We start from the raw sequence: 23,963 nt of genomic DNA, 5'->3' as shown, positions 1-23,963 counted from the left end.
AACATTCCGTGAATTGTGCGAAATTGGATGTCCAACGGCCCAATCCATCCGTACACCCTGAAAAATGCCCAACATGACGCAGACACAAAGCGCCCTCTGGACAAAAATTCAAGCCTTCCTCCTCGACGACCCCGCGTCTGCCTACACTTTCAGTGACCGATTGGCAAGTGAAAATGGCTGGACCTACGAATTTGCCCTCCGCGCCATCGAGGAATACAAACGTTTTATGTTTCTCATTTGCGTTTCGCCTTATCCGCAGACGCCTTCCGATCAAGTCGACCAAGTTTGGCACCTTCACCTGCTGTACACGGAATCTTACTGGATCGATTTCTGCGAAAATACCCTCGGCAAGCGCATCAACCACGGCCCAACCAAAGGCGGCCCCACCGAACGCCAACAATACAAAGACTGGTACGCACTGACTTTGGCATTGTATGCGGAGGTTTTTCAGCAAGCCCCGCCGCCGGAAATATGGCCGGATGACAAACAGCGATTCAGCGACATTCATTTCGAGCGCATCAACAAACGCCAACATTGGATCATCAAAAAACCCAAATTTTTATGGTAAAAACAGATACCCTTCAAAAGCTCAACCCTGCCGTTGCATGGCTCATCCTTCATGGCAGCGATGCCCTGCTACCTGACTTGTTGCGTTTGACATTTTTCGATTTGGTAAACCGCAAGGTGCTGAAAGTTTCGGAAGACGAATACGAGCCACGCACAGCCAACGATCCGCCCAAGATGGCTTTTGTTCAGTTAGGCGAGGGTGCCGGAAACTACACCGCTTTGCCGCACGAGGAAGTCTTTACGAAATTCTTCCTCGAGCATCCGCAAACCAAGATGATGCTGAAAACGGTGGTCAAGCTCGCCCGTCGGAATGCGCTCAGCAGCTTGATGTTTCAGCGCCGGATTTACCTCCACGGACCCACCGCGCCGCTTTTCAAACGAAATTTCTGGCATCACTTAACGGGTGGATTCGGTTTGTCAGATTCTGGCCTGCTTGTGCGGGAGCAACTGCGGCGGGAGTTTGATGACGTAAAGGATGCCTTCCGGAGGAATTCCATCGAGGACGCCGCCGCAGCCCAGAAGCTCCTGATCGGCATTGGCGCCTTGGCGCTGATGATACCTGGAATCAACCTTGCCCAGTACCAAATGTCAGAGGAGGCTTTCAAGCACCTTCGAAATACCGATCCGCTCGCAACGACCACTGATACAGGAGGCAGCACAGGATGTAGCTCGGGTTGCAGCACCGGCTGTTCAAGTGACGTCAATTGGGGAAGCTGGAGCAACGAATTTGACAGCGGATGCAGCGGTCATGGACACGGACATGGGCACGACGGTGACAGTGGCTGTAGTGGCGACAGCGGATGCAGCGGCGGAAGCGACAGTGGAGGTGGTGACAGCGGTTGCAGCAGCGGATGCAGTGGTTGCGGTGGCGGCTGCGGTGGCGACTGAGTGCCATTCCTCAGAAAATCATTAACTTTCAATGGAAGATCACCTCACAGGATGAAAACAGGTTTGAAGGCAAAATACATTGGACAACGCTGGTTTTGGATACTGATCCCCCTTTTTCTCTTCGGATGCGACCGCAGTGTCAGCTGGGCAAGAGACGGTTATTGGGGCCATGAAAGCGGATATTCCATCGGTCAGGCGATTGGATTCTCCGAATTCGGTTCCCATCGTATCAATGACGACAAAACGATCTTCCTCGATAGCGTTTGGGTTGCGACCCTCGTGAGTGCCGAGGACGCACTTGATGGTCACCTCCCACAACGAAAAAGGAGCCTACCGGCAGATGCCGGTTTACGAATGAGGGAAGCCGAATGCCAACCGTTGATGAATGATCTACCGGTTCAATCGTTTCACCACGCGGAGCGTGTTCGGTGCGCCCACTTGCACCGAGGAGGTACAATCCGCTCGCAAGTTCTTCTCCGAATGCAATTGCATGCTTTCCTTCGGGCAATTCTCCTGAAAACAGCAGGCCCGTCTTTCGGCCTAGTAGGTCGTGAAGCTCAACGACCACCGAACCCGTTTCCTCCAAATTCAGCGCCAAATACGTGGTATTGCCAAACGGATTGGGTGAGACCTGGACAGAAAACGGCGAATGCAGGTTTGGAATCCCATTCGGTTCCAAAACCAACTCGAGCCAATACCGGTGCATTTGCAAGTTCAAGCTGTCGCGCGACGGCGTTTGGGCCGTCAAATCGATTTGCGGTACATTGCCCGTGCTGACCAATGGTCGGTCGGGAACAAGTTCGTACGCGCCGAAGGGTAGATTCGGAAAGGAAAAGTAGCCATTCAGATCTGAATCGCGGTGGCCCAAAATCGCGCCTGTATTGCGATCACGCAGGAACACGCGCACGCCCGGCACGGGGTCGCCGATGGCATTCGTCTTGTTGGCACCCAAGGTAATCAATCCGCCAATGAAACCTGGTCCGACCCAGTTTTCCCCCGCAAGCGTCGAAAAATCATGATGTTGCGGCGCATTCTGAAAAGGATAGAACCAAAGCGCTTGATTCCAATACAGGCTCGAATCCGCGTAAGTCGGCAACTCCAAGGGATAATCTGCAAACCTCGGCGTTGCCTTGAGGGTCACCACCGAATCCGTCACATTGCAGAAGAAATAATACCCCAAGCTGTCGGTCCAAGTCGAATCCACAGCCGTGAGCGTCTGCGCCAAGGTATCATGCTCAATCAGCAAAACCCGCTGATTTTGAAGCGGGTCGCCATCGTGGGTCGTCACAACGCCAAACACTTGAGGCGATGCCCAATACAAAGTGGTGCTGTCATAATATTCGCAGCCAATCTGATCGCTGACGGTGACAGCATAATTTCCGCCGAGGAAAACCACGATATCCTGTGTCGAATCGCCTGTGCTCCAAGCATAAGTGCTCCATCCTGCACCTGCATCCAAAGTATCGTAAAGGTTGCCGACGCAAGGCGCTACGAAGTTGGTTCCGGTGAGCAAATTTGGCTGAAAGGCAGCGGAGCCGACTTGTACCGTGCCCGAAAGGGTATCGTTGGTGGCACCATTGGAGACGATCAACTGCCAAGGATAATTCCCGGCCGTTGCATAAGCATGGCTGAATTGCGCGCTGTTGCTACTTAATCCGCCGGCGCCCGACCATTGATAGGTCATCGGGCCAGGACCGCATACGCTCACGGAAAAATCGGTTGACGGGCAGGAAGTGGAGGTCACCGATACAATCGGCGCCGTCGCAATTCCAATCCGCAGCAAAATATTGCGTTCCGTATAGGCATAATAGGGGCAGGCATCGTCCTGAATCTTGACCTTGAAGGAATAAACGCCTACCGTCGGATTGGCCCAGCAAAATCTGCCGGCAACGGGCGCATTGCTCGTTCCGGGAATGGAGTCCTGCACATTGGTATTGCCTACCTTGGTAAATGTCGCGGCTGCAATACCTTGGTTCCAAGTCAGCAGCAAGTTTTGTCCTGGATCAACGTCCGAGCCCGCAATGTCCAAACAAATCGGATTCCCTGCTTCGCAAACGAAAACATCATACCCATTCACCGTCGCCCCTGAAACATTCGTAAGCGGTGCCAAAGTTGGCGCATTGTTGCCGGTGCAGTTCATCGTCATAAAGTCGAGGACCCTTTCTACACCGCCGATTTTGATGCCATTACGGTATTCATCGACATGTACCAAAATCGACGCCACCTCGAGGCTCCCCGGGCTAGGAACAATTGTCAAAATTCCCGTCATTGAATCCAGCGAAATCGTCCAATTGGGCCCGATGGGTTGCGCAAACGAATATCCGGGGTTAAATGGCAAAGGAATGCCCTGACCATCCTCCAGCGTATCCAATGAATAAACCAAGGAATCGCCATCAGGATCCAACGCCGCCACGGAAGCTACAAAGGGCATGTTGATGCAGACTTGCATGAAATTAGGAGATGTGAACTGCGGGCTGTTGTTGCAGCTTGGCAGGCTCAGGTCGAGCATCGTTTCGCCCGCCCGGTACCAAATATTTGGATAAGAAATTGAGGTCTGTCCACCGTGAATTTGATAATCCCACGAAACGTTGAATTGGCAAGGGGATGCGTTGCAGGTATTGTAATCGCGATATGTGGTGACTTGCCACCAACCATAGATATTCGATCCAGGTTGTGTGCATTGCGTCGCAACCGAAGGGCAAATCGGGGTCACTTCGAAATAGGAAGATAAAATCATGTTGCTGATCGGCGTAGGTGCCGTACAGCCTTGTGGCCCCGTGATCGTCAATAGATGCCCACCGCCAGGTTGCGATTGGCAAATCACGAAGTCATTGAAATAGAACCGCGTCGTGCACGGATTGATGCATTCGTAGGTGAGATGCGTGCCCCAGATATGCGAGGCTTTCAAACCCAAGAAACTACTCAGCGAAATGAGCATGAACAACATCAGGAACAACGTTAGTTTTCTCATTTCGACTTGATGATTTTGACAGAACGCGCTTCGCCATTGACTTGAATGCGAAGGAAATAGATCCCGCAAGGCAAGGATGCGCCGATCTCAAAAGGATGTGTCCCCTCCGTCAACCGCATACTTTTGGATGCTGAAAGTCGCCTTCCCATTGCGTCATAAACGTCCCATTCCAAGTCACTGTCCTCATTCAAATGGAACATGACTTGTGTGCTTTCTGCGAATGGATTGGGGCTGACCTGCAATTGGAACTGCGGGACAGAATTGACAACCCCATTCGGATGCAAGACCAACTCCAACCACGTCGAATGCAATTGGAAATCCAAGCTGTCCAACACCTGCGTTTGCGCCGTAAGTGCGAGCGCAGGGACATTGGTCGTGCTCACATTGGGCTTGTCGGGCACTACTTCGTAGTCGCCCAACGGGATGCCGGCGAAGGAAAAATAGCCATTCATGTCCGTGACACGGTGCCCGAGGATCATATCCGTATTCGCATCCCGCAAAAACACCCGTAATCCAGGCACGGGGTCGCCGATCGCACTCATCTTGTTGGCACCCTGCGTGATCAAGCCGCCAATGAAACCCGGACCGCCGGGGTTGGTGCCATAGAGGGTGGAGAAATCATGTACCAATGGCAGTTGCAACAGCGGATAAAACGTTACCGCATGGTTCCAGAACAGCGTCGTATCTGCATAGGTGGGCATTTCCGTAGGATAGGCCCCCGAGTCGGGTGCGGCTTTGATGAACACCAGCGTGTCGGTTACATTGCAGAAATGATACAACCCGTTGAGATTGGTTTGAACCGAATCGATTGCGACCAAGGCTTGAAGCATCGTGTCGTGCCGAATCAAGTAGATTTCCTGATTCACCAGTGGTGCCGTATTGCTCGTGGTCACCCTCCCGGAAATATCGGGTTGTATCCAATTGACCAATGCTGTATCAATAAAGCCACAACCAGCGGCATCGTAGGCCTCAACCACATATACCCCCGGCACATATCCCGTGACAATCGTGGCGCTTGTTGCACCTGTATTCCACTGATAGCTGGTAAATCCGCTTGTGGCGATCAGTGTATCCGAAATCCTACCCGCACAGGCATCCAGGTCATGGTTCCCATTGATCAAGGGCTGCGGGATCGGTCCACCATTGACCACAACGGTGCCAGTCAAGGTATCGATTTGACTTCCTCCCGCAACGATCACCTGCCAATTGTAACTGCCCACCGATGGATAGGTATGCGAAAAATTCGCGGCCGTGCTGTTCAATCCGCCACCTCCCGACCAAGTATAGGTTTGCCCGTTTCCAACGCAGCCGGTGAGGGCAAATTGCACCTGCGGACAGGTCCCTGCAGTCACCACGACTGTCGGGGGCGTTGTATTCACATGGAGCCAATAAACCTTGTCGTGCCGGCCATTCAACGGGCAGAAATCGTCCTCCAGGTGCAGGCGCAAGGGGTAAACCCCATTTCCGGGAGGCGTCCAGCAGAACCGTCCGACGGGCGGCAAGGCAGTCGTTCCCGGCACCGTATCCTGAATATTGCCGTTGCCGGCTGCTGAGAAGGTTGCGCCGGGGAGCAACCCGTCCCACCAAATACGCAGACCTTGGCCCACGTCCAGATCGATCGGCGAAATGTCAAAGCAAAAATTGCCAGAGGCGCAGATGTAGATGTCATTGCCGACCACGGAAACCCCGCCGGATAGGTTCGCGGGCGGTGTCCATTCAGGATTCGTATTGCCCGCGCAATTTTGGGCCATCACCAGCATGTCGCGCGAGGTCATGCCGATCAAGACGCCATTGCGGTATTCTCTGATATAAATACAGACAATTGCATTCAACGGACCACCCGGATGCGCATCAAAAAAGACGATGCCGGTGGTCGAGTCGATGGTTACCGACCAATTGGCCCCGTAGGGTCCTGATGGAAAACAATTTGGAATGTAGGTCACCTGCGAACCCGTGCTTCCCATGCAAGGACCGAGTTCATAGGCGAGCGAGTCGCCGTCGGGGTCAAAGGCGCCTTGGTGGATGTACTGATCGCGGTCATTGCAGATCCACGAAATGGGAGGATCAATGAAGGAGGGGCCGCTGTTGCACGGGGTCAGATAGGTATTGACGGTGGTCGTCAATCCGTAGCCTGTCGTGCCGGGATTCATGATGTTGTCGACGAAATTGGGTCGGCAGCAGTCGGACCAATTGACGGCGAACACGCAGGGTGCCACGGCGCAGATATCGTAGTCTTGGTACCATTTGATTTCGCCGACGCCATAGGCGCTAGACAAGGGAGCTGCGCACCAAGAGGCAATCGCAGGACAGGTGGGCGTGATATCGGTATAGGTCACCGCTGAAATTGGGCCCACGGTCGGCGGGGCTGTACATCCCGGAATTTGTGGAACCCATGTTGTGTTGGAGGAAAAAGGTGGGGCCTGAACAGAACAATCATAATAGACCCGCCCTTGTATGCGCACGGTACACGCAGTGACGCAGGTGGCGGTCAGGTCTGCTCCAAACACGTGAGATGCATGGACGCGCAACGCGCCAAACCACCCGAGGCAGAACATGAGCGTCGTCAATAAAATCCACCGTTTGGTCATTCCACCTTCAGGATTCGAATGCTCCTTCTTGCCAAACCAAAGTCACATTGCAGGAAATACACCCCGTTTGGAAGACCTTCGCCGATAGAAAAGCGATGTACACCTGCGGGAATTTCCCCCGAAATCAACTGCCCGAGCGATTGCCCAAACAGGTCAAACACCGTGACATTGAGTTTCATGGGCTCTTGAAGCTGCAATTCCAGCCATGTGCTTCCGTCAAATGGATTGGGCGCTACGGAAATCTCCATTGGCATTGGCTGTGGCGCAACCCCATTCGGATGCAAGACCAACTCCAACCACGTCGAATGCAATTGGAAATCCAAGCTGTCCAACACCTGCGTTTGCGCCGTAAGTGCGAGCGCAGGGACATTGGTCGTGCTCACATTGGGCTTGTCGGGCACAATTTCGTAGTCGCCGAGAGGAATGCCTGCGAATGAAAAGTAGCCATTCATATTCGTCACACGGTGGCCGAGAATCGCATCCGTATTCGCATCCCGCAAAAACACCCGCAATCCCGGCACGGGGTCGCCGACTGCATTCATCTTGTTGGCGCCCTGCGTGATCAAGCCGCCAATGAAACCCGGACCGCCGGGGTTGATGCCAAAGAGGGTGGAAAAATTATGCTCAAGCGGAACGAACGGCACAGGATAAAACGGAATGGCACTGTTCCAGAACAGCGTTGTGTCGGCATAGGTCGGCATTTGCTGCGGGTAATCGAGCGCATTCGGAGTGGCTTTCAGAAAAATCATGGAAGGCGTGCCGTTGCAAAAGAAATAGTACCCCAAGCTATCTGTCCATGCCGAATCGACGGCCCACAAGGCCTGATTGAGCGTGTCATGCTGCACCAACAGGATCCGCTGATTTTGCAACGGCGCACCCGTACTTGTTTCGACCACACCATAAACATCCGGCGATGCCCAAAACAGTTCGGTTGAATCATGGTAATAGCAGCCATTCGCAGCCTCAATCGTCACACCATAATTCCCGCCCAAGAAGGCGACGATTTCGCGCGTGGTTTCGCCATTGGACCATAAATAGGAATTGGCCAAACCTGCATCGATCGTGTCATACAAATTGCCGGAACATGGCGCGACAAAATGAACACCGCTCAAAAAGCTCTGATAATCAGGCGTAGCGTCGATCACTAAAGTGTCGCGAATCGTATCAATCAGCCAACCATTGCTCACCACCACCTGCCAAGGATAGGTCCCTGGACCTGGATAGGCAAAGCTTGGATTCTGCGCTGTACTTGAAAATCCACCGGCACCGGACCAATCGTAACTAAAGGGACCTGTCCCGCAACCCGATGCAGAGAAGTTCGCGGTCGGACAAGTTCCAAGTGTTGCGCTCGCCTGTGCAGGACCTTGGCCGACGTGGATCACGATCACACGCTCTGCGCTGCCTACCACCGGGCATTGGTTGTCAAATACACCAAAAGCCACGCGATAATGCCCATTCGCAGGTGCAGTCCAACAAAAGTGGCCCGCAGGTGGAACCAAGGCAGTGCCTGGAATTGTGTCTGCAACATTGGAATTGCCGACCATCGTAAAGCTGGCACCCGGCAAATTACCGCTCCACGCGAGCAGCAAGTTTTGACTGGAATTCAGATCCGATGTTTCGATATCAAAACAAACGGTTCCAGGGCTGCAAAGAAAAATTTCGTCTTGAATCACCTGCGCATTGGGACTGACGTTGGTCGGTGAACCTAATACGGGCATAAAATTCCCATTCGGATTGGGAATCACGGTTAGCTGAAAATCACGCATCACGCGCCCGATTTCTGCACCGTTTCTAAATTCGGTAACATTGACACAGATGACGCCCGTGATGAGATTGCCGGGAGTGGCATCGCAATAAATCAAACCTGTTTCCGGATTGATGCTCAACGTCCAACTTTGGCCGAAGGGCATTGTTCCGGAATACCCTGGCAAATACGTCACTGGCACCGTGGGGCTATGCCAACAGGTTCCAAGGCTGAAAACCAACGAGTCACCATCAGGATCAGAGGCTCCTGCGGAGATATAAGTCGAAGTTCCTTGCGCGAGGTACATCACAGGAGGACTCAAAAACTGTGGGCTGTTGTTACACGGTGTAAGAAGGGTATTGATCGTAGTATTCGCAATATAAATACCTGCACTGCCAGCATTTGCCAAGGAGGAAATGCTAGCGTTCCTGCAACAATCGCCCCAACTCAGGTCATAGACACACGGTGTCCCAGAACATATATCATAGTCGCGGTGCCAAGAATATTCTTGATACCCATTGATCGCGGCGCCAGGATTTGTACACCTTGTGATCGCACCCGGACAAGTTAAAGTGATTTCCGTGGTGACCTGCATCGACCAATTAGATACTGCAGGTGGAGGAGTGCACCCAGGGGCTCCCACCCAACCAATGTTACCGGTGGAAATCACGGCAGCACCTGTGCAATCTCGGTAAGCCTTGAGGTAAATCCTTGTCGTGCACGCATTGAGGCAGCTGTAGGTCATTTGGCCGCCATAAATGTGGGAAGCATTCGTCGAACCGAATCCGATCGAAATCCAGAGCAAAACTAACCAGATGATCCTACCTTTTGCCATTTTCAATTCTTTTCGATGAAACCAAACAATGCATTACAAATTTCAATAATAATGAGATGCAGGATTCTTGTCATTGGATGAACTGTCCATTAATCCCTTCGAATGGTAACCTAAAATCATTCGGTTTTCAAGACCTTGATTGTCTGCGAATTCCCATTCACTGACAACCGTACGAAATAAACCCCGGCTTGCAATTCGTTGCCGAATTCAAAACGGTGTGCACCCTTCTTCAATGCGCCGGTGGTGATGCTTTTTACGAATTTTCCCAATGCATCCACCACTTGCACGTGCACTTGCGCATCTTCGGGCAATTCCAGATTGAGCATTGTGCTGCTGCCAAATGGATTGGGCTGTACTGAGAATGCAAAGTTGGATGTTGCGGATGGAAGGCCATTGGGTTGCAAGACCAATTCCAGCCATGTGCGGTGCAGTTGGAAATCCAAGCTGTCCAACATGGGGGTTTGAGCAGTGATTGTGAGCGCCGGAACGTTGGTGGTGCTTACCAAAGGCTTGTCGGGAATGATTTCGTAGTCATCCAACGGGATATTTCCGAAAGAGAAATAGCCATTCGCATCGGTGTCGCGGTAACCCAATATTGCACCCGAATTGCTGTTTCGCAGGAAAACCCGCAGCCCCACGACGGGATCGCCGACTGCATTCATCTTGTTGGCGCCTTGTGTGATCAAACCGCCGATGAAACCCGGGCCGCCGGGATTGACTCCCGAAAGCGTCGAAAAATTGTGCACCAAAGGCAGTTGTGTCAATGGGTAAAACGTAATCGCTCCGCTCCAATACAAGGAAAGACTCGCATAGGTGGGCATTTCTAGCGGATAGGCCATCGAATCAGGTGCTGCCTTCAGGAAAACGAGCGTGTCCACGACATTGCAAAACTGATAATAGCCGAATGCATCCGTAATCACCGAATCGAGGGCGATCAAGGCCTGCTGTGCCGTATCATGTTTGATCAAATAGACCTTCTGATTCTGCAAATAGGTCCCGAGGCTTGTGCGCACGATCCCTGAAATGTCGACACGCTGCAAATTGACCGTTGTCGAATCTTGAAACAGGCATCCGTTGGGATCAGTGACGGTGACCGCATAGTATCCAGGCGATTGCACCAATAGAATCGGGCTCGTCGCGCCATTGCTCCAAACAAAATTGATATTAGGTCCACCAGAAAGGGTATTTGTGAATAGGCCGGCGCAGCTATCGATGCCCAAATTGCCAGTGATCAAAGTCTGAAAAGGAGTTTGGCCCAAAACAGTAATGGTGTCGCGGATGGTATCGTGTACGGTTGCGCCATCGGTGACGATCACCTGCCAAGGAAAAGTGCCGGTTGCGGGATAAGTAAAGGTTGTGTTTTGTCCAGTCGCTGCAAATCCGCCAGCGCCAGACCAAGTGTACGTGAAGGGCCCTGGGCCACAGCCATTCGCAGAAAATGTTGCCGAATAACCACTCATGACGCAGTTCAAGTTGCCTGTGGCAGTCGAACCGCCTGATACCGGGCCGATCACAAAGGCAATCACCTTGTCAGCGTAGCCATAATAAGGACAGTTGTCGTCCTGGACTTTGATGCGGCAGGTGTAAAGTCCATTGGCGGGAGCTGTGAAGCAAAGCCTGCCGACGGGAGGATTGGCACCTGTACCGAGAATGGTATTTTGGATTCCGACGTTGTTGGCATCGACAAAGGTCGCACCGGCAAGGTGCTGATCCCAAGTCATTGTCAGATTTTGACTTGCATTGAGGTCAGCTGATGGAATGTCGACACAGATCGTGCCGGGTGAGCAGCGGTAAATCACATCGCCAACGACCGAGGTTGCGCCTGTGACATTGGTGATGCCGGGCCACGAAGGCGCAACATTGGCCCCACATGCAGATACAATAAACTGCATTTCCCTTTGAATGCTGCCGATTAGGACGCCATTCCGGTATTCATCGACGCGCACGGCAACAACTGCGATGACGTTGTTGCCGGGCAAGGCCTGCATGGTCAAAATGCCAGTGAGAGAATCCAAGGAGAGATTCCAAGTTGGGCCCATGGGTTGCAGGGCGTTGTAACCCACCGCATAATTCACTTGATTGACACTGTCAGCATAACAGGGCATCAATGCATAAGCCAAGGAATCTCCGTCGGGATCGTATGCACCCATGGCAAATTCATGGTCTTGGCCACTGCAGAAATAGGATACCGGAGCATCGGTAAAAACCGGACTGTTGTTGCAATTTCCAAGACCGGTGCTGATAAACGTTCCGACGATGGCATTACCTGTAGATCCTGGACTCACGAGGTTTTGCACCATCGGAGAACGGCAGCATTCCGTCCAAAGGATATCAAATGCGCAGCCAGAGCCTGCACATAAGTCATAGTCCCTAGACCAAACCCATTCTTCGATTCCCTTTATTGGCGACCCCAACATCGAGCAATTGCTAGAGACGGTGGGACAAATTGGTGATAGCTCCGTGTAATTTTGTCCAAATACAGGGCCGATAATGGGAGGCGTAACACATCCAGGAGTACGCTCCTTGAGCCGAAACCACGAGCCCCAATAGCATGAGGCGGAGCAGTCGTTGTACATCCGAATCGATATGCGCGTCGTGCAAGGATTGATGCAGGTGTAGATGATGTCCGTTCCGAAGCCGTGAGAGGCGTACGCCGAGGGTCCTAAGCCAAGCATGCACAAAACCAGCCAGAGCCATCGTAGGGGCTTCCGATTGATGTTCAGTAAACTACGTGTAGGAGCCATCATCTTTATTATTTGTAAGATACTTCGAATGTCCATGTCCTGCAGCACATTGTAACATTCTACCAGCTCATTGGTCAGAATTCATTGTTGAGTGGAAACCGTTCGCGCACGACCGTCCAATTTGAAGCTTCCAAAGCAAGCAACAGCCCCCACCGCGCACCGTGATGGGGGCTGCTGAAACTACTCAGGAAGTGGGTAATCAATTCGATTTCAATACTTTCAGAATCTGTGTGGCACCATTGACCTGCAAGCGCACGAAGTAAATGCCAGCCTCCAAGTCGTTGCCGACTTCGAAACGGTGCACACCTTTTTCAAGCGAACCGTTCATCAAGTGCGCAACGTTTTTGCCCAACACATCATAGACATTGACCGACACGACGGCGTCATTGGGCAATTCCAAACTGAGCCTTGTGCTGTTCCCAAATGGATTGGGTTGCGCGGTGAAGGCCAACTCAGATGCCACCATCGGCACGCCGGTAGGATGCAAGACCAATTCGAGCCACGTGCTGTGGAGTTGGAAATCCAAGCTGTCCATCATCGATGTTTGCGCCGAGAGCGTTAGCGCGGGGACATTCGTCGTGCTCACCAAGGGCTTGTCGGCCACGATTTCGTAGTCACCCAACGGGATGGCAGGGAAGGAGAAGTAGCCGTTGATGTCCGTGACATCGTTGCCCAAGATCGCACCTGAGTTCGCATTCCGCAGGAACACCATCAACCCAGGAACCGGATCCCCGACGGCGCTTGCCTTGTTGGCGCCCTGCGTGATCAATCCGCCGATGAAACCCGGACCACCGGGATTCACACCTGACAAAGTGGAGAAATCATGCTGGAAAGGTATCTGCAACTGCGGATGGAAGGTCACAGCGTTGTTCCAGAACAGCGTGGTGTCTGCATACGTCGGCATTTGTGTCGGGTAGTAAAATGCATTCGGAGTCGCCTTCAAAAAGGCCAAGGTATCGGTCACATTGCAGAAGAAATAGTAGCCCAAGCTGTCCGTCCACGTCGAGTCGGAGGCCCACAATGACTGTGTCAAGGTATCGTGCTCGATCAAGAGAATGCGTTGATTTTGAAGTGGTTGTCCGGAGCTTGTGTTCACGACCCCGTAGATGTCTGGGGATGACCAAAATAGCTGTACATCATCCGTATACGTGCATCCGTTGGGGGCACTCACCGTTACGCTGTAAACGCCGCCGAGGAAAACCGTGATATCGGGCGTCGTTTCACCTGTGTTCCAGAGATAGCTGTTCCAACTGCCGGCGTGAAGCGTGTCATAAAGGTTCCCGGTGCAGGGAGATACGAAGTTCACCCCAACAAAGATGGTGTTTGGGCTCGGTGCAGCGCCGATCACAATGGTATCTTGGATCGTGTCACTGACAGTACCATTGCTCACGATCACTTGCCATGGATAGGTTCCCGCTGCCGGATAAATATGGTTTACATTTCCGGAATTCCCGGAAAGTCCACCGGCGCCCGACCATGTAAATGTGACCGGACCTTGAAGGCAGGTTGTGGCGGTAAACATCGCATCCGGGCAGGTGGTCGCTGTTCCCGTGGCAGATGAACCGTTGCATTGACCGACATGAACCGTGATGATTTTGTCGGCAAATCCGTAGATGGGGCAAAAATCATCCTCAGCACGAATGCGGAATTGGTAATCGCCGTTTGTCGTTGGGGTCCAGCAAAAACGGCCCGTCGGTGTTGCTGAGGTATTGCCGGTCACCGTGTCGAGCACGGCGCCATTGGTGGCATCGGCAAATGTGGCGGTCGACGTATTGTCGTCCCACCACATGCGCAGATTTTGTCCCGAATTCACATCCGCCATGCCCAAGTCAAAGCAAAACGGTCCGGGAGAAGGCAGATACACATCGTCGCCGACCGCGGTTGCGCCGCCGGTGAGGTTGGTGATGCCCGTAAACGTCGGATTGGCATTGTTCCCGCAAGGCAAAATGACAATCTGAACGTCGCGTTGCATGGTCCCGATCAAAACACCATTCCGGTATTCCTGGATTGCGATGCACAATACGCCAACCACAATGTTTCCGGGATTGGCATCCAAGTGCAACATGCCGGTTTGAGAGTTGATCGTGACATTCCAAGTCGGTCCAAGGGGTTGCAATTGGGAATATCCACTGGCATACACAACTGGGGCACCGAGGTTTTGGTAGCAAGTTCCAAAGGAAAATACCAAAGAATCCCCTTCGACGTCAAAAGCACCTTGGTGCACATCGTAGTCATACCCTTGACAGGCGTAAAACAGCGGAGGACTTGTGTAATACGGGCTGTTGTTGCAGGTTCCGAGGGAGGTGTTGATGGTGGTGCCGCTCGTTGCAATGCCTTGGCCCCCAGGGTTGTTGAGCGAAGTGATGACCGGGTTGCGGCAACAATCCATCCACTGCAAGGTAAAGACGCAGGGTGTGCCCGTACAGATGTCATAGTCCCTGAACCAGGACAATTCCTCGACACCATTGATGGGCGCGCCCGGAACGGTACAAGCGGTTGCGGAACCCGGACAGATGGGGGTGACCTCAGCGTTGAATTGCGGGGACCAACCATTGATGGCGTTTGGCGGTGTACAGCCGGGGGCGGACCAAGTCAAATTGTTGCCAATTGCATTGGAGCCAGTGCAGTCGCGGTAGGCCTTCAAATAAATGCGTGTAGTGCAGGCATTCAGACATTGGTAGGTAATGTCGACGCCCATTTCGTGGCTTGCAAAGGCGGATGTGCCTGTGAACAGTGCCGTCAACAACAGAATGGCTAGATAGAATTTTTTCATGAACGTGGGAGGTAAAGTGCGGACAATCAGACAGCAAGTTAAGCATCTGTTGCGACATGTAATGTCGGCTTCCGTCGAATGGTCAATATTTCCGTGCCAATCGTATCGGCCAAATTCAATCCCTATCTTTGCCGCATGTTGCAGGTCAAAATGCCATCCTTGGTTCAATCCATGTTTCCGCAGTGGCGGTGGCATGGGCCGCGGCAGGACAAGGTTTTGTACCTGACCTTCGACGACGGGCCCTCGCCCGGCATCACCGAATGGGTCTTGGAGACCTTAGCCAAGTACAATGCCAAGGCAACGTTTTTCTGCATCGGTGACAAGGTGCGGCAATTCCCCGAAACCCTGCTGAAGGTGCAAGCCGCAGGCCACCGCATCGGCAACCATACCCACAACCATCTCAATCTCTGGAAAACGCCGCTCGCCACCTATTTGGACAATACCGCTGAATGTCAGGCGGCCTTGACCGCCGTGTTGGGGGAGGAGGTCACCTTGTTTCGTCCGCCGTATGGGAAAATGACCCCCCGCGCGGGCCGCAGGCTGCGCACGCAGTACGAGGTTGTGATGTGGGAGGTGATTGCCGGCGACTGGAATCAAAAGCTCAGTCCGGGGCGGGTCGCTCGCAATGTCATCGACCATGCCCGACCCGGTAGCATCGTCGTCTTCCACGACTCCGAGAAGGCCAAAGTCAACATGCAGTATGCGTTGGAGCAGACGCTCGCGCATTTTTCACAGTTGGGTTATCGGTTTGAGGCGTTGTAGGATTGTGTATTCAGGCCACGAAGACACGAAGACACAAAGTCAACCACGTCTTCTTCGTGCCTTCGTGTCTTCGTGGCAAAATTTTACCAGGGATCACCCTACTTCGTAAACACAAACTTCAGGGCCCCGCTTGTGGAGAGGTCGGAACTCAGGTTCAGGTTTTTTTCCTGTTTGCCGTCAAAGAATGTGATCGCTGCCGTATTGGGGGCATAGGTCCCGACATTCTCCGCAAATAATACCAATTGGTTTTCGGCCCCCGGTTCGATTTCGAGCCGCAAGGCCTTTTTGCTTTTGCTCAGCGGATATTTCTTCAACAACCAAACCCCATTGTATTGCAGCGAAATGATATCGCCATCCACCTTGTCGCCGTCATACACATACACCGTAAACGCCTCATTGTACATCGGCACTTCCTTTTGATGCGTGATCGTGCGGCCATTCACCGTCCCGAAATTGCCCTTCGTATCGACTGCCACGGGATCCGCGGCGACTTTGGGTTGCTGATTGAGCTTCTCCAGGGTCAAGGTTCCGGGTTTGCAGGGGAAATCATCCATATACCCTTCCCATTTCCCCGAAAGACGCTGGTATTCGCCGACCTGCTCGAGTTTCAATTCGCCAGCCTTCAGACACCATCCCCATCCGTCGGTATGCTTCGAATCGATCAACGTGATTTCATGGAAACTGAAAACGCCTTTGTCCCAGCGTCCCTCCAATTCCATTTTGGCGAATAGCTCCGACCTGTTGATCAACGAGATATAGGAAATGCCCGTGACCCGCGTTCCCGTTTGTTTGAGCTCCATCCGCAGGTTGTATTCCATGAAGGGCTGCTCCTGATTTTGGTACAATTTCCCCATCCAACGGCCGGTCAAGGGCTGCGTTTGGGCCATCGTCGCCAAGGGCAATAGGCTGGTCAAGAGTACAAAAAGCGTCAGGATCCGTTTCCGCATACCACAAATTTGGAGAATTTTCCCGAATGCATTCGCAAAAGCCGTGCTAGCAAGATGACCTTCGTCCTCAGACGGTCTTGCCAAACAGGTCCACAAAGGCATTCACCCTTGCCGGATCGACCGCATTGGTGGCCACGCCGTTGACTTTGAGATGGCTGCCGACAATGTAGCCGTCGGCGAATTCGTTCAAACCGGGCAGGGTTTCCGGGGTTGTGCCACTGCCAATGATCACCGGCAAATGGGTATTGGCTTTGACGATGGCGAGGTCTTCGAGGCGTGTTGCTGCCCCTGTCCCGGTTCCCGAAACGATCAACGCGTCGGCGAGGCTGCGTTCGCTGAGGTCGCGGGTCTCGATGTCCAGCGGAATGTGGGCGATCGGCGCGGCATGTTTTACGGCCACATCCGCGAAGATCAGCACCTTGGCGCCGAGGTTGTTGCGCTTGCGGAGGGTGGCATAGGCACGTCCCTCGATGACGCCTTGGTCTGTGAGCGCGGCAGCATTGTGGACATTCACCCGAATGAACTGCGCCCCCACCGCCACGGCAATCCCGAGGGCCGCATCCGCATCGTTGCGCAAGACATTGACGCCAATGGGCATACCACCCGCATGGTTCACAATCTCCCGGCACAAGGCCGCCATCGCCGCCACCGTTTCGGAGGGCACACGGTCCGGATAAAAGGGCACATCCCCGAAATTTTCCACGATCAAGGCATCCACACCCGCCTTGGCAAACAATTCGGTCTCGGCAATCGCCTGGTCATAGACCGCCTTCAAGTCACCCCTGTACAACGGCGCCCCCGGCAATGCTTTCAGGTGAATGCAGGCAATCAGCGGCTTACGGCGCGGGAAAATGTCTTCGAATGTAATCAATGCAGGCATCGGGAATCGGATTTGGGTGGCAAGTTAGGAGAAATTGGATTGCGGAGGTCGTAGTTTGATCCTTAACTGCCAGGTCAATTCCACCGGAAATCCCACAAAAGTCATTCGATCCAACATCAAATCCTGCGTATCTTGCGGCTTCAATTCGCAGAAAAAATGAAGGCTTCATCCCACCGTATTGTCGGTTATTTCCTCGCAATCGCCGCACTTTTCCTCAGTGCCTGCACGCCCAAACCGGCGCAAAGTGGTCCGGCGGCGGCCAATTCTCCGCGCACCGTCGAATTTGTGATTTTGCAGTTCAACGATGTGTATGAGATTTCGCCGATGGACAATGGCAAGGTCGGCGGCATGGCCCGGGTGGCCACGGTCAAAAAGCAACTCGAAGAAACCGGGATGCCGGTCATTACGATCCTGGACGGGGACTATCTGAGTCCGTCGCTGTTGGGTACCCTTTCCTGCAATTTCCCATCCGGCAAGGAACGCGTCAATGGCCGCCACATGGTCGAGGTGCTCAATGCCCTCGGGACCGATTATGTGACCTTTGGCAACCACGAATTTGACCTCAAGGCGCCCGACCTCAATGCCCGCAACAACGAAAGCCAATTCCGCATCATCTCCAGCAATTGCCGCTACGTGGCCGACAAGGGCGTGGTCCGGTTCAACCAAGGCGACCAAATGGTGCCCGATTATATGGTGCATGCGATTCCCAACAAGCAAGGCGATACGCTCAAACTGGGCCTGATCGGCGTCACCCTCGAATTCACACAGCAAAAGTACCTGCAATACATCAACCCCTACCAAGCGAGCAAGGATGCATTTGACCAGGCAAGCAAGGTCAGCGATGTGGTCTTTGGCATCACGCACTTGAGCATGGAGCAGGACGATACGCTTGCGCGCAAGGTGCCGGGCATGCCGCTGCTCATGGGCGGGCACGAGCACCAAAACATGAGCCGCAAAGTCGGGGAAACGTTCATCGCCAAGGCCGACGCGAATGTCAAGAGCCTCTACCTCCATTGGTGCACCTGGAACATGGACACGAAAAAAATGGATATCTGGTCGCAGTTGATGCCGATCACGGATGCCATTCCATCTGATCCTGCGGTGGATGCGGTGGTGAAAAAGTGGGAAACATTCGGCGATCAATGCATGAAGGACCAAGGATATCAACCGTATGACAGCATCGGATTTGCCTTTGCCCCCATGGATGGCCGCGATGGCTCGATGCGCACAAGTCAGACCAACCTCGGATTCCTGCTCTGCGATGCCTTCAAGAAGGCCGACTCCAAGGCTGATCTCGCCATCATGAACAGCGGTTCGGTGCGCATCGACGACCAAATCAACGGCTTTGTGGTGCAGAAGCATATTTTGGCAACGCTGCCCTTTGGCGGCAATTTGCAGCATGGCAATGTCCTCGGGCGCGACTTGCGCCGCCTGCTCGAATCCGGACTCGCACCTGCCCTCAACATGAGCGGCGCCCACCTGCAATACAGCAGCAATGTGACGCGGCAGGGCAGCAATTTCCTCATCGACGGCAAGCCGCTCGACGATGCCAAAACCTACGTGCTTTGCCTTCCCGGCTTTTTGGCGGGCGGCGGCGAAGCTGCTTTGGGCTTCATCAAGGGCCTCACTACTTGGAGCGACATTGCCCTGACACCTGCAGCCCAAGGCGGACCAGCCAAAAACGACGTCCGCGACATTGCCATTTGGTACCTGAAGCAAAGCGGGCAAATGGAAGCCATCCGTGCGATGATGAAGAAGTGAGGCGAGCGTTGTCAATTTCATGGATTAATCTGATCTTCGAATGGCAATTGCATTGGAATCCGCATGAAGACAAAAATTCTACTGGCCTTGGTTGTGGTGGTGATGGTCGCCTTCGGATGCAAGAAGGATGATCCTTCCGATCCCGACAACAATCCTACGCCACCCGAAACAAGCATCACCTTTACCTGCAAGGATTCCCTGGGCATTCCAGGCATTTTGGTCGGCATCGCGCTACAGCAATCTGACTGCAGTTCGGGCCTGTTTCTGCGTTCCGGCGACACGGATGCATTGGGCAAAATCAAATTCGCCAACCTCGCACCGGGCCTGTACTGCTACCGCTGCGCCCGCACGACGACGAATGGCATTGTCACCAAGACGGGCACGGTCGATTTGTTGCAAGACGAGGCAGAGCGGCAGAATGTGTTTTTTTGAGGGGGATGAATTGTGTGTAGTGATGTGACAAATGGAGGCGGGAAATCCTTTGATTTTAGGCGTTATGGGGCTCAGATTCGGGTTCAATTCCCAGTCGTAACGGCTTTTCCTATTCGCCTCACCCCCGGCCCCTCTCCATCGTCGAATCTGCTCCTTCGCTGCGCTCCATCGCCGATTCAACGTTGGAGAGGGGGGCCGCAACAACTGATTTTCTGCAAAAATCCCGCATTTCGGCCCCCCTCTCCGCGACTTTTCCGTTAGGAAAATTCGTGGAGAGGGGCGGGGGTGAGGCGACAACAGGAGCGGGAAATCCTTGGATTTCAACCGCTTTCGACTTCAATCCACATCAATGAAACACCCCAGTTCCCTCCATCTCCTTCGGCCATTATCCTCCGCCAAAAGCAACTCCAAAATTGTCCGTTCTACTGGACCCGTCACCCATTCGCCAACCTCCTCCACAAAATCATTCACTTCCGATCCCGAATCATAGCGTAGGGATTCCAATTTCCTTTAAATTTACCTTTCGTTCGATTCGCAGTTTCAAAGCTGACTCATTTCCATGGAAAAAGTTCCGGGCTTCGTCCCCTACAAATTTCTCGACCTCAAGTGCTACGCCTCCACGGAGTGGCTCGCCGAAGGCAAGAAAAAATACCGTCGCGTCTTTGAAAGCGCCGAGTTGACCTATGTTTACACGGAGTTCAGCTTCTACAACAAGCTCTTTGACGAGTCGGATTGGGACGTAAAAGTCAATCTCAAATGCCACGAATTGAGTCCGGAAGGCCTACGTGTCAAGGAAATCTGCAGCATCGACGTCGATCGCAAGGTCGGCAGTGCCGAAAATATTGTCTACATCCGCGAAGGGTGGGGCAATGCAACGCCCGGTCTGCTCTGGAAAAAGGGTAGTTTCCTTTGGGTGGCTTCGCTCGATGGCAAGGTCGTGAGCGAAACGAAATTTCACGTCGAGGCCCGTGGCCCCGTGAGTTTCAACAACAATCCCTACTTCATGTTGCGGTCGTTGCGGCTCTTCGAAGGGCCGAATGCTTTGCCTGCACAGCCTACGCGGAAGTATTTCACCAAATTTGACCAAGCCGACAGCCGCTATATCTGGGGCGAGTTTTCGCTGGCGAATCAAATCCGCGACGAGGACTGGACCTGCGAAGTCGTGTTCAATTTCTACAACGACGCGCGGCAACTCAAAGGTCGAACCGAGGAATTGGTCACGGTCCGCAAAGACTTGGAAACCATCGAAATCTGCTCCGGTTGGGGCAGTGACACCCGCGGCACCTGGTTCAACGACACCTATACCTTGGAGATTGTCTTCATGGAGCAATTGGTGGCCGTGGTCAGTTTTGAAGTGGGCGCGGGCTATATCGAAGGCGAAACACAGGTTCTGCTCACGCCCACAGGCGCCCCGGCCCTTGTGCCGCCACCGATCAAGGAGGCAAGTCTCGAAGACCTGATGGCCGAATTGGACGGCCTCATCGGCTTGGTTTCCATTAAACGAAAGCTGCGCGAATACACCCAATATCTGAACTTCCTCAAGATCAGGGCAGAAAAGGGATTCGAAGACCCGCAACGCATCAGTCTGCACGCGGTGTTCATGGGCAATCCCGGCACGGGCAAGACCACGGTGGCCAAAATGCTCGGTCAGATTTACTTGAAGATGGGCCTGCTCACCAAAGGGCATGTGCACGAAGTGGACCGTTCCGATTTGGTTGGCGAATACATCGGTCAAACGGCGCCGAAGGTCAAAGAAGCAATCAAAAAGGCAGCGGGCGGCATTCTCTTCATTGACGAGGCCTATGCCTTGGCCCGCAACAAAGACGACGGCAAGGACTATGGCCGCGAGGTGATCGAGATTTTGATCAAGGAAATGAGCGACGGCACCAATGGCATCGCTGTGCTGGTGGCGGGCTACCCCGAGGAGATGCGGACCTTCCTCGAGAGCAATCCCGGGCTCAAGTCCCGTTTCAACATGTACTACGATTTCCCCGACTACTTGCCACAGGAGTTGCTGCAAATCGCAATGTACAGTATGGAAAAGCGGGCCGTCAAACTCACCGAGGAGGCTAAAACCGTGCTTAACGAAAAGCTTGTCGAAGCCTACCGCAACCGCGACCGCAGCTTTGGCAACGCCCGTTTGGTGAATGGCTACATCGACGAAGCCAAGATGAACATGGGCCTCCGCGTCATGAGTTCGGGGATCGACATCGCCGACTTGACCGAGGAGGATTTGAGCCTGATCAAGGCCGAAGACATCCGCAAGATATTTGGGGAGACCAAAAAGGAAATCGCCGAGATTCCGATCGATCATGCCTTGCTCTCCGACGCCATGACGGAACTCAATGCGCTCATCGGCATGGGCAGCGTCAAAAATGAAATCAACGAGTTGGTCAAGCTCGTCAAATTCTACCGCGAAATCGGGAAGGATGTGCTCAACACCTTCTCCTTGCATTCTGTGTTTGCCGGTAATCCGGGAACGGGCAAAACGACCGTGGCGCGCATCTTGGCCAAGATTTTCAAGGCTTTGGGCATTCTGGAGCGCGGACATATCGTCGAAGTCGACCGTTCGGCATTGGTCGGCGGCTATGTTGGGCAGACTGCCATCAAGACCACCGAAAAGCTGGACATGGCCAAGGGTGGTGTGCTGTTCATCGACGAGGCCTACGCTTTGACCGCCTCGGGCGGCAATGACTTTGGCAAGGAAGCCGTGGAGACGATTCTGAAGCGGATGGAAGACAAGCGCGGCGAATTCATCGTGATTGCGGCCGGGTATCCAGACAATATGAAGACTTTCCTCGAGGCGAATCCCGGCTTGAAGTCCCGATTCGACAAGGTATTCAACTTTGAGGATTATTCGCCAAGCGATCTTTGGGAAATCTGTGTGCAAATGCTCAAGACCTCCGAGTTGGTGGCCGACATTGCTGCGGAAGCCCATTTGAAAAAGTACTTCGCCTTCCGTTACGAGCGCAAAGACAAGTTCTTTGGCAATGCCCGTACGGTCCGCAAAGTCGTGGAGGAGGCCGTAAAGAATCAGCATTTGCGCTTGGCGAATATGCCTGAAGTTCAGCGGCAGCCCGATATGATGCACAGCTTGATCTTGGCAGATGTCATCGAGTTTGAAAAGGACAACGACGAAATCGCAGGCGCAGGCCGCGGCAAAGTCGGCTTCAACTTCGGCGGTGGCGGTGGCGGCGGAAGTCAGAGCCTCACCGGCGGTCAGCAGCAATCGACCGACGGCGGCGCGATTTGAGGGGTTTGGAAGGCGTCTGCGAATAGTGGACGTTCACTGACATCGAAGTAGAGAACTTGACGCTTATTCTGCGACAGGGGTTCTGCTTGTGTCGGAATCATAACCGTTGAGTCTTGATTCGCGTCGGCTGATGATGTCCGCGGTGTCATTGCGCGGATAAACAAGGAGATTTGTCCCCTAAAACTGATTCCAACCACCAAGAAGATGAAATACGACATTCCCTGGATTCAAGCCCAAAGGCAACTCGGCACGGTTGAATACCTGTTTTTCTGGGGCCATCGCCCCGAAAACAATGGCAGTATCGGCAAAGGCTGCCTCAGCCAATGGTGGGAAAGCCCGTTTGCCCTCGACGGTGTCGCTTATGCCTCCGCCGAACACTGGATGATGGCTTGCAAAGCGAGGCTTTTTGGTGACGACGTCATGTTGAAGCAAATTCTGCATGCCAAAACACCCGCTGATGCCAAAAAACTCGGCCGAAAAGTCCACAATTTCGATAGCCGACGCTGGGATGCGCAGAAATATGCCTTTGTCTTGCAGGGCAACCTCCTCAAATTCGGGCAACATGCCAATCTCCGCGCATTTTTGCTGGGTACTGGGGACAAAATCCTCGTCGAAGCAAGTCCTTACGACAATATTTGGGGCATCGGTCTGAGCGTCGACGCACCCGGTGTCCAGGATCCCGCAAATTGGCAAGGGGAAAATCTGCTTGGATTTGCCTTGATGGAAACCCGCGACCTGCTGCGGCAGGAGGCGGAGAGCTGAACTGATAAGCGGCGGCGCGATTGGCAACCCGATGGAACAACAACTTTGTTTTGGAA

The 23,963-nt window shown here is 53.4% G+C and carries 14 protein-coding genes; 7 read left to right on the top strand and 7 right to left on the bottom strand.

The genetic code is table 11. The features are described 5' to 3' along the window. Window positions 1-73 precede the first annotated feature (73 nt). The gene (locus IPN95_06025; GenBank protein MBK9448961.1) at window positions 74-568 is read left to right on the top strand and encodes a hypothetical protein; all 495 of its coding nucleotides are present in this window, start codon (window positions 74-76) and stop codon (window positions 566-568) included. Beyond that, entirely contained in the window at window positions 562-1,455 is an 894-nt protein-coding gene (locus IPN95_06020; protein ID MBK9448960.1) for a hypothetical protein, read from the top strand. Before IPN95_06025 ends, IPN95_06020 begins: the two co-directional genes overlap by 7 nt. Before the next feature lie 229 nt (window positions 1,456-1,684). Here the strand turns inward: IPN95_06020 and IPN95_06015 are convergent, their stop codons facing one another. The 5 genes from IPN95_06015 to IPN95_05995 form a co-directional block, all read right to left on the bottom strand. Next, on the bottom strand, window positions 1,685-4,426 hold the full coding sequence (locus IPN95_06015) for a hypothetical protein (GenBank protein MBK9448959.1): 2,742 nt from the start codon (window positions 4,424-4,426) through the stop codon (window positions 1,685-1,687). After that, window positions 4,423-7,014, bottom strand: coding sequence for a T9SS type A sorting domain-containing protein (locus IPN95_06010; protein MBK9448958.1), 2,592 nt, complete (start codon window positions 7,012-7,014; stop codon window positions 4,423-4,425). Before IPN95_06010 ends, IPN95_06015 begins: the two co-directional genes overlap by 4 nt. Then, a complete protein-coding gene (locus IPN95_06005) occupies window positions 7,011-9,593 on the bottom strand; it encodes a hypothetical protein (GenBank protein MBK9448957.1) in 2,583 nt (860 codons plus the stop codon). The genes IPN95_06010 and IPN95_06005 overlap by 4 nt, the downstream gene beginning before the upstream one ends. Window positions 9,594-9,709: 116 nt before the next feature. Further along, entirely contained in the window at window positions 9,710-12,337 is a 2,628-nt protein-coding gene (locus IPN95_06000) for a T9SS type A sorting domain-containing protein (protein ID MBK9448956.1), read from the bottom strand. A 199-nt stretch (window positions 12,338-12,536) separates the two neighbouring features. Then, window positions 12,537-15,110, bottom strand: coding sequence for a T9SS type A sorting domain-containing protein (locus tag IPN95_05995; GenBank protein MBK9448955.1), 2,574 nt, complete (start codon window positions 15,108-15,110; stop codon window positions 12,537-12,539). Window positions 15,111-15,245: 135 nt separating this feature from the next. Here IPN95_05995 and IPN95_05990 point away from each other — a divergent pair, with 135 nt between their 5' ends. Further along, window positions 15,246-15,872 (top strand): polysaccharide deacetylase family protein, encoded by a 627-nt coding sequence (locus IPN95_05990; GenBank protein ID MBK9448954.1) that lies wholly within the window; start codon window positions 15,246-15,248, stop codon window positions 15,870-15,872. 98 nt (window positions 15,873-15,970) lie between these two features. Here IPN95_05990 and IPN95_05985 read toward each other — a convergent pair whose 3' ends face one another. Both IPN95_05985 and IPN95_05980 read right to left on the bottom strand, forming a co-directional pair. Then, a complete protein-coding gene (locus tag IPN95_05985) occupies window positions 15,971-16,819 on the bottom strand; it encodes a hypothetical protein (protein MBK9448953.1) in 849 nt (282 codons plus the stop codon). A 67-nt stretch (window positions 16,820-16,886) separates the two neighbouring features. Beyond that, entirely contained in the window at window positions 16,887-17,699 is an 813-nt protein-coding gene (locus tag IPN95_05980) for a BtpA/SgcQ family protein (GenBank protein ID MBK9448952.1), read from the bottom strand. Window positions 17,700-17,855: 156 nt separating this feature from the next. Here IPN95_05980 and IPN95_05975 point away from each other — a divergent pair, with 156 nt between their 5' ends. From IPN95_05975 to IPN95_05960, 4 genes are all read left to right on the top strand, one after another. Beyond that, window positions 17,856-19,460 carry a bifunctional metallophosphatase/5'-nucleotidase gene (locus IPN95_05975; protein ID MBK9448951.1) on the top strand — a complete coding sequence of 535 codons (1,605 nt, stop codon included), beginning with the start codon at window positions 17,856-17,858 and terminating at the stop codon, window positions 19,458-19,460. 63 nt (window positions 19,461-19,523) lie between these two features. Continuing rightward, complete coding sequence (locus tag IPN95_05970; GenBank protein ID MBK9448950.1) at window positions 19,524-19,892, top strand: hypothetical protein; 369 nt, start codon at window positions 19,524-19,526, stop codon at window positions 19,890-19,892. Between the two features lie 559 nt (window positions 19,893-20,451). Then, entirely contained in the window at window positions 20,452-23,145 is a 2,694-nt protein-coding gene (locus IPN95_05965; GenBank protein ID MBK9448949.1) for an AAA family ATPase, read from the top strand. A gap of 204 nt (window positions 23,146-23,349) precedes the next feature. Beyond that, a complete protein-coding gene (locus IPN95_05960; GenBank protein ID MBK9448948.1) occupies window positions 23,350-23,907 on the top strand; it encodes an NADAR family protein in 558 nt (185 codons plus the stop codon). The last annotated feature ends 56 nt before the right edge of the window (window positions 23,908-23,963 follow it).

The sequence above is a fragment of the Bacteroidota bacterium genome, assembly GCA_016718825.1.
In the GTDB taxonomy this organism is placed as follows: domain Bacteria; phylum Bacteroidota; class Bacteroidia; order J057; family JADKCL01; genus JADKCL01.
Note: the sequence above shows the minus strand (reverse complement) of the source record. Positions and strands in the feature narration are given on the sequence as shown.

Bases quoted from the DNA above. Each gene is read 5' to 3' on its own strand.
- IPN95_06020 (MBK9448960.1), top strand. From the start codon at position 562: ATGGTAAAAACAGATACCCTTCAAAAGCTCAACCCTGCCGTTGCATGG.
- IPN95_05990 (MBK9448954.1), top strand. From the start codon at position 15,246: ATGTTGCAGGTCAAAATGCCATCCTTGGTTCAATCCATGTTTCCGCAG.
- IPN95_06005 (MBK9448957.1), bottom strand. From the start codon at position 9,593: ATGGCAAAAGGTAGGATCATCTGGTTAGTTTTGCTCTGGATTTCGATC.
- IPN95_05995 (MBK9448955.1), bottom strand. From the start codon at position 15,110: ATGAAAAAATTCTATCTAGCCATTCTGTTGTTGACGGCACTGTTCACA.
- IPN95_06015 (MBK9448959.1), bottom strand. From the start codon at position 4,426: ATGAGAAAACTAACGTTGTTCCTGATGTTGTTCATGCTCATTTCGCTG.
- IPN95_06010 (MBK9448958.1), bottom strand. From the start codon at position 7,014: ATGACCAAACGGTGGATTTTATTGACGACGCTCATGTTCTGCCTCGGG.
- IPN95_05970 (MBK9448950.1), top strand. From the start codon at position 19,524: ATGAAGACAAAAATTCTACTGGCCTTGGTTGTGGTGGTGATGGTCGCC.
- IPN95_05965 (MBK9448949.1), top strand. From the start codon at position 20,452: ATGGAAAAAGTTCCGGGCTTCGTCCCCTACAAATTTCTCGACCTCAAG.
- IPN95_05975 (MBK9448951.1), top strand. From the start codon at position 17,856: ATGAAGGCTTCATCCCACCGTATTGTCGGTTATTTCCTCGCAATCGCC.
- IPN95_05985 (MBK9448953.1), bottom strand. From the start codon at position 16,819: ATGCGGAAACGGATCCTGACGCTTTTTGTACTCTTGACCAGCCTATTG.
- IPN95_06000 (MBK9448956.1), bottom strand. From the start codon at position 12,337: ATGGCTCCTACACGTAGTTTACTGAACATCAATCGGAAGCCCCTACGA.
- IPN95_05980 (MBK9448952.1), bottom strand. From the start codon at position 17,699: ATGCCTGCATTGATTACATTCGAAGACATTTTCCCGCGCCGTAAGCCG.
- IPN95_05960 (MBK9448948.1), top strand. From the start codon at position 23,350: ATGAAATACGACATTCCCTGGATTCAAGCCCAAAGGCAACTCGGCACG.
- IPN95_06025 (MBK9448961.1), top strand. From the start codon at position 74: ATGACGCAGACACAAAGCGCCCTCTGGACAAAAATTCAAGCCTTCCTC.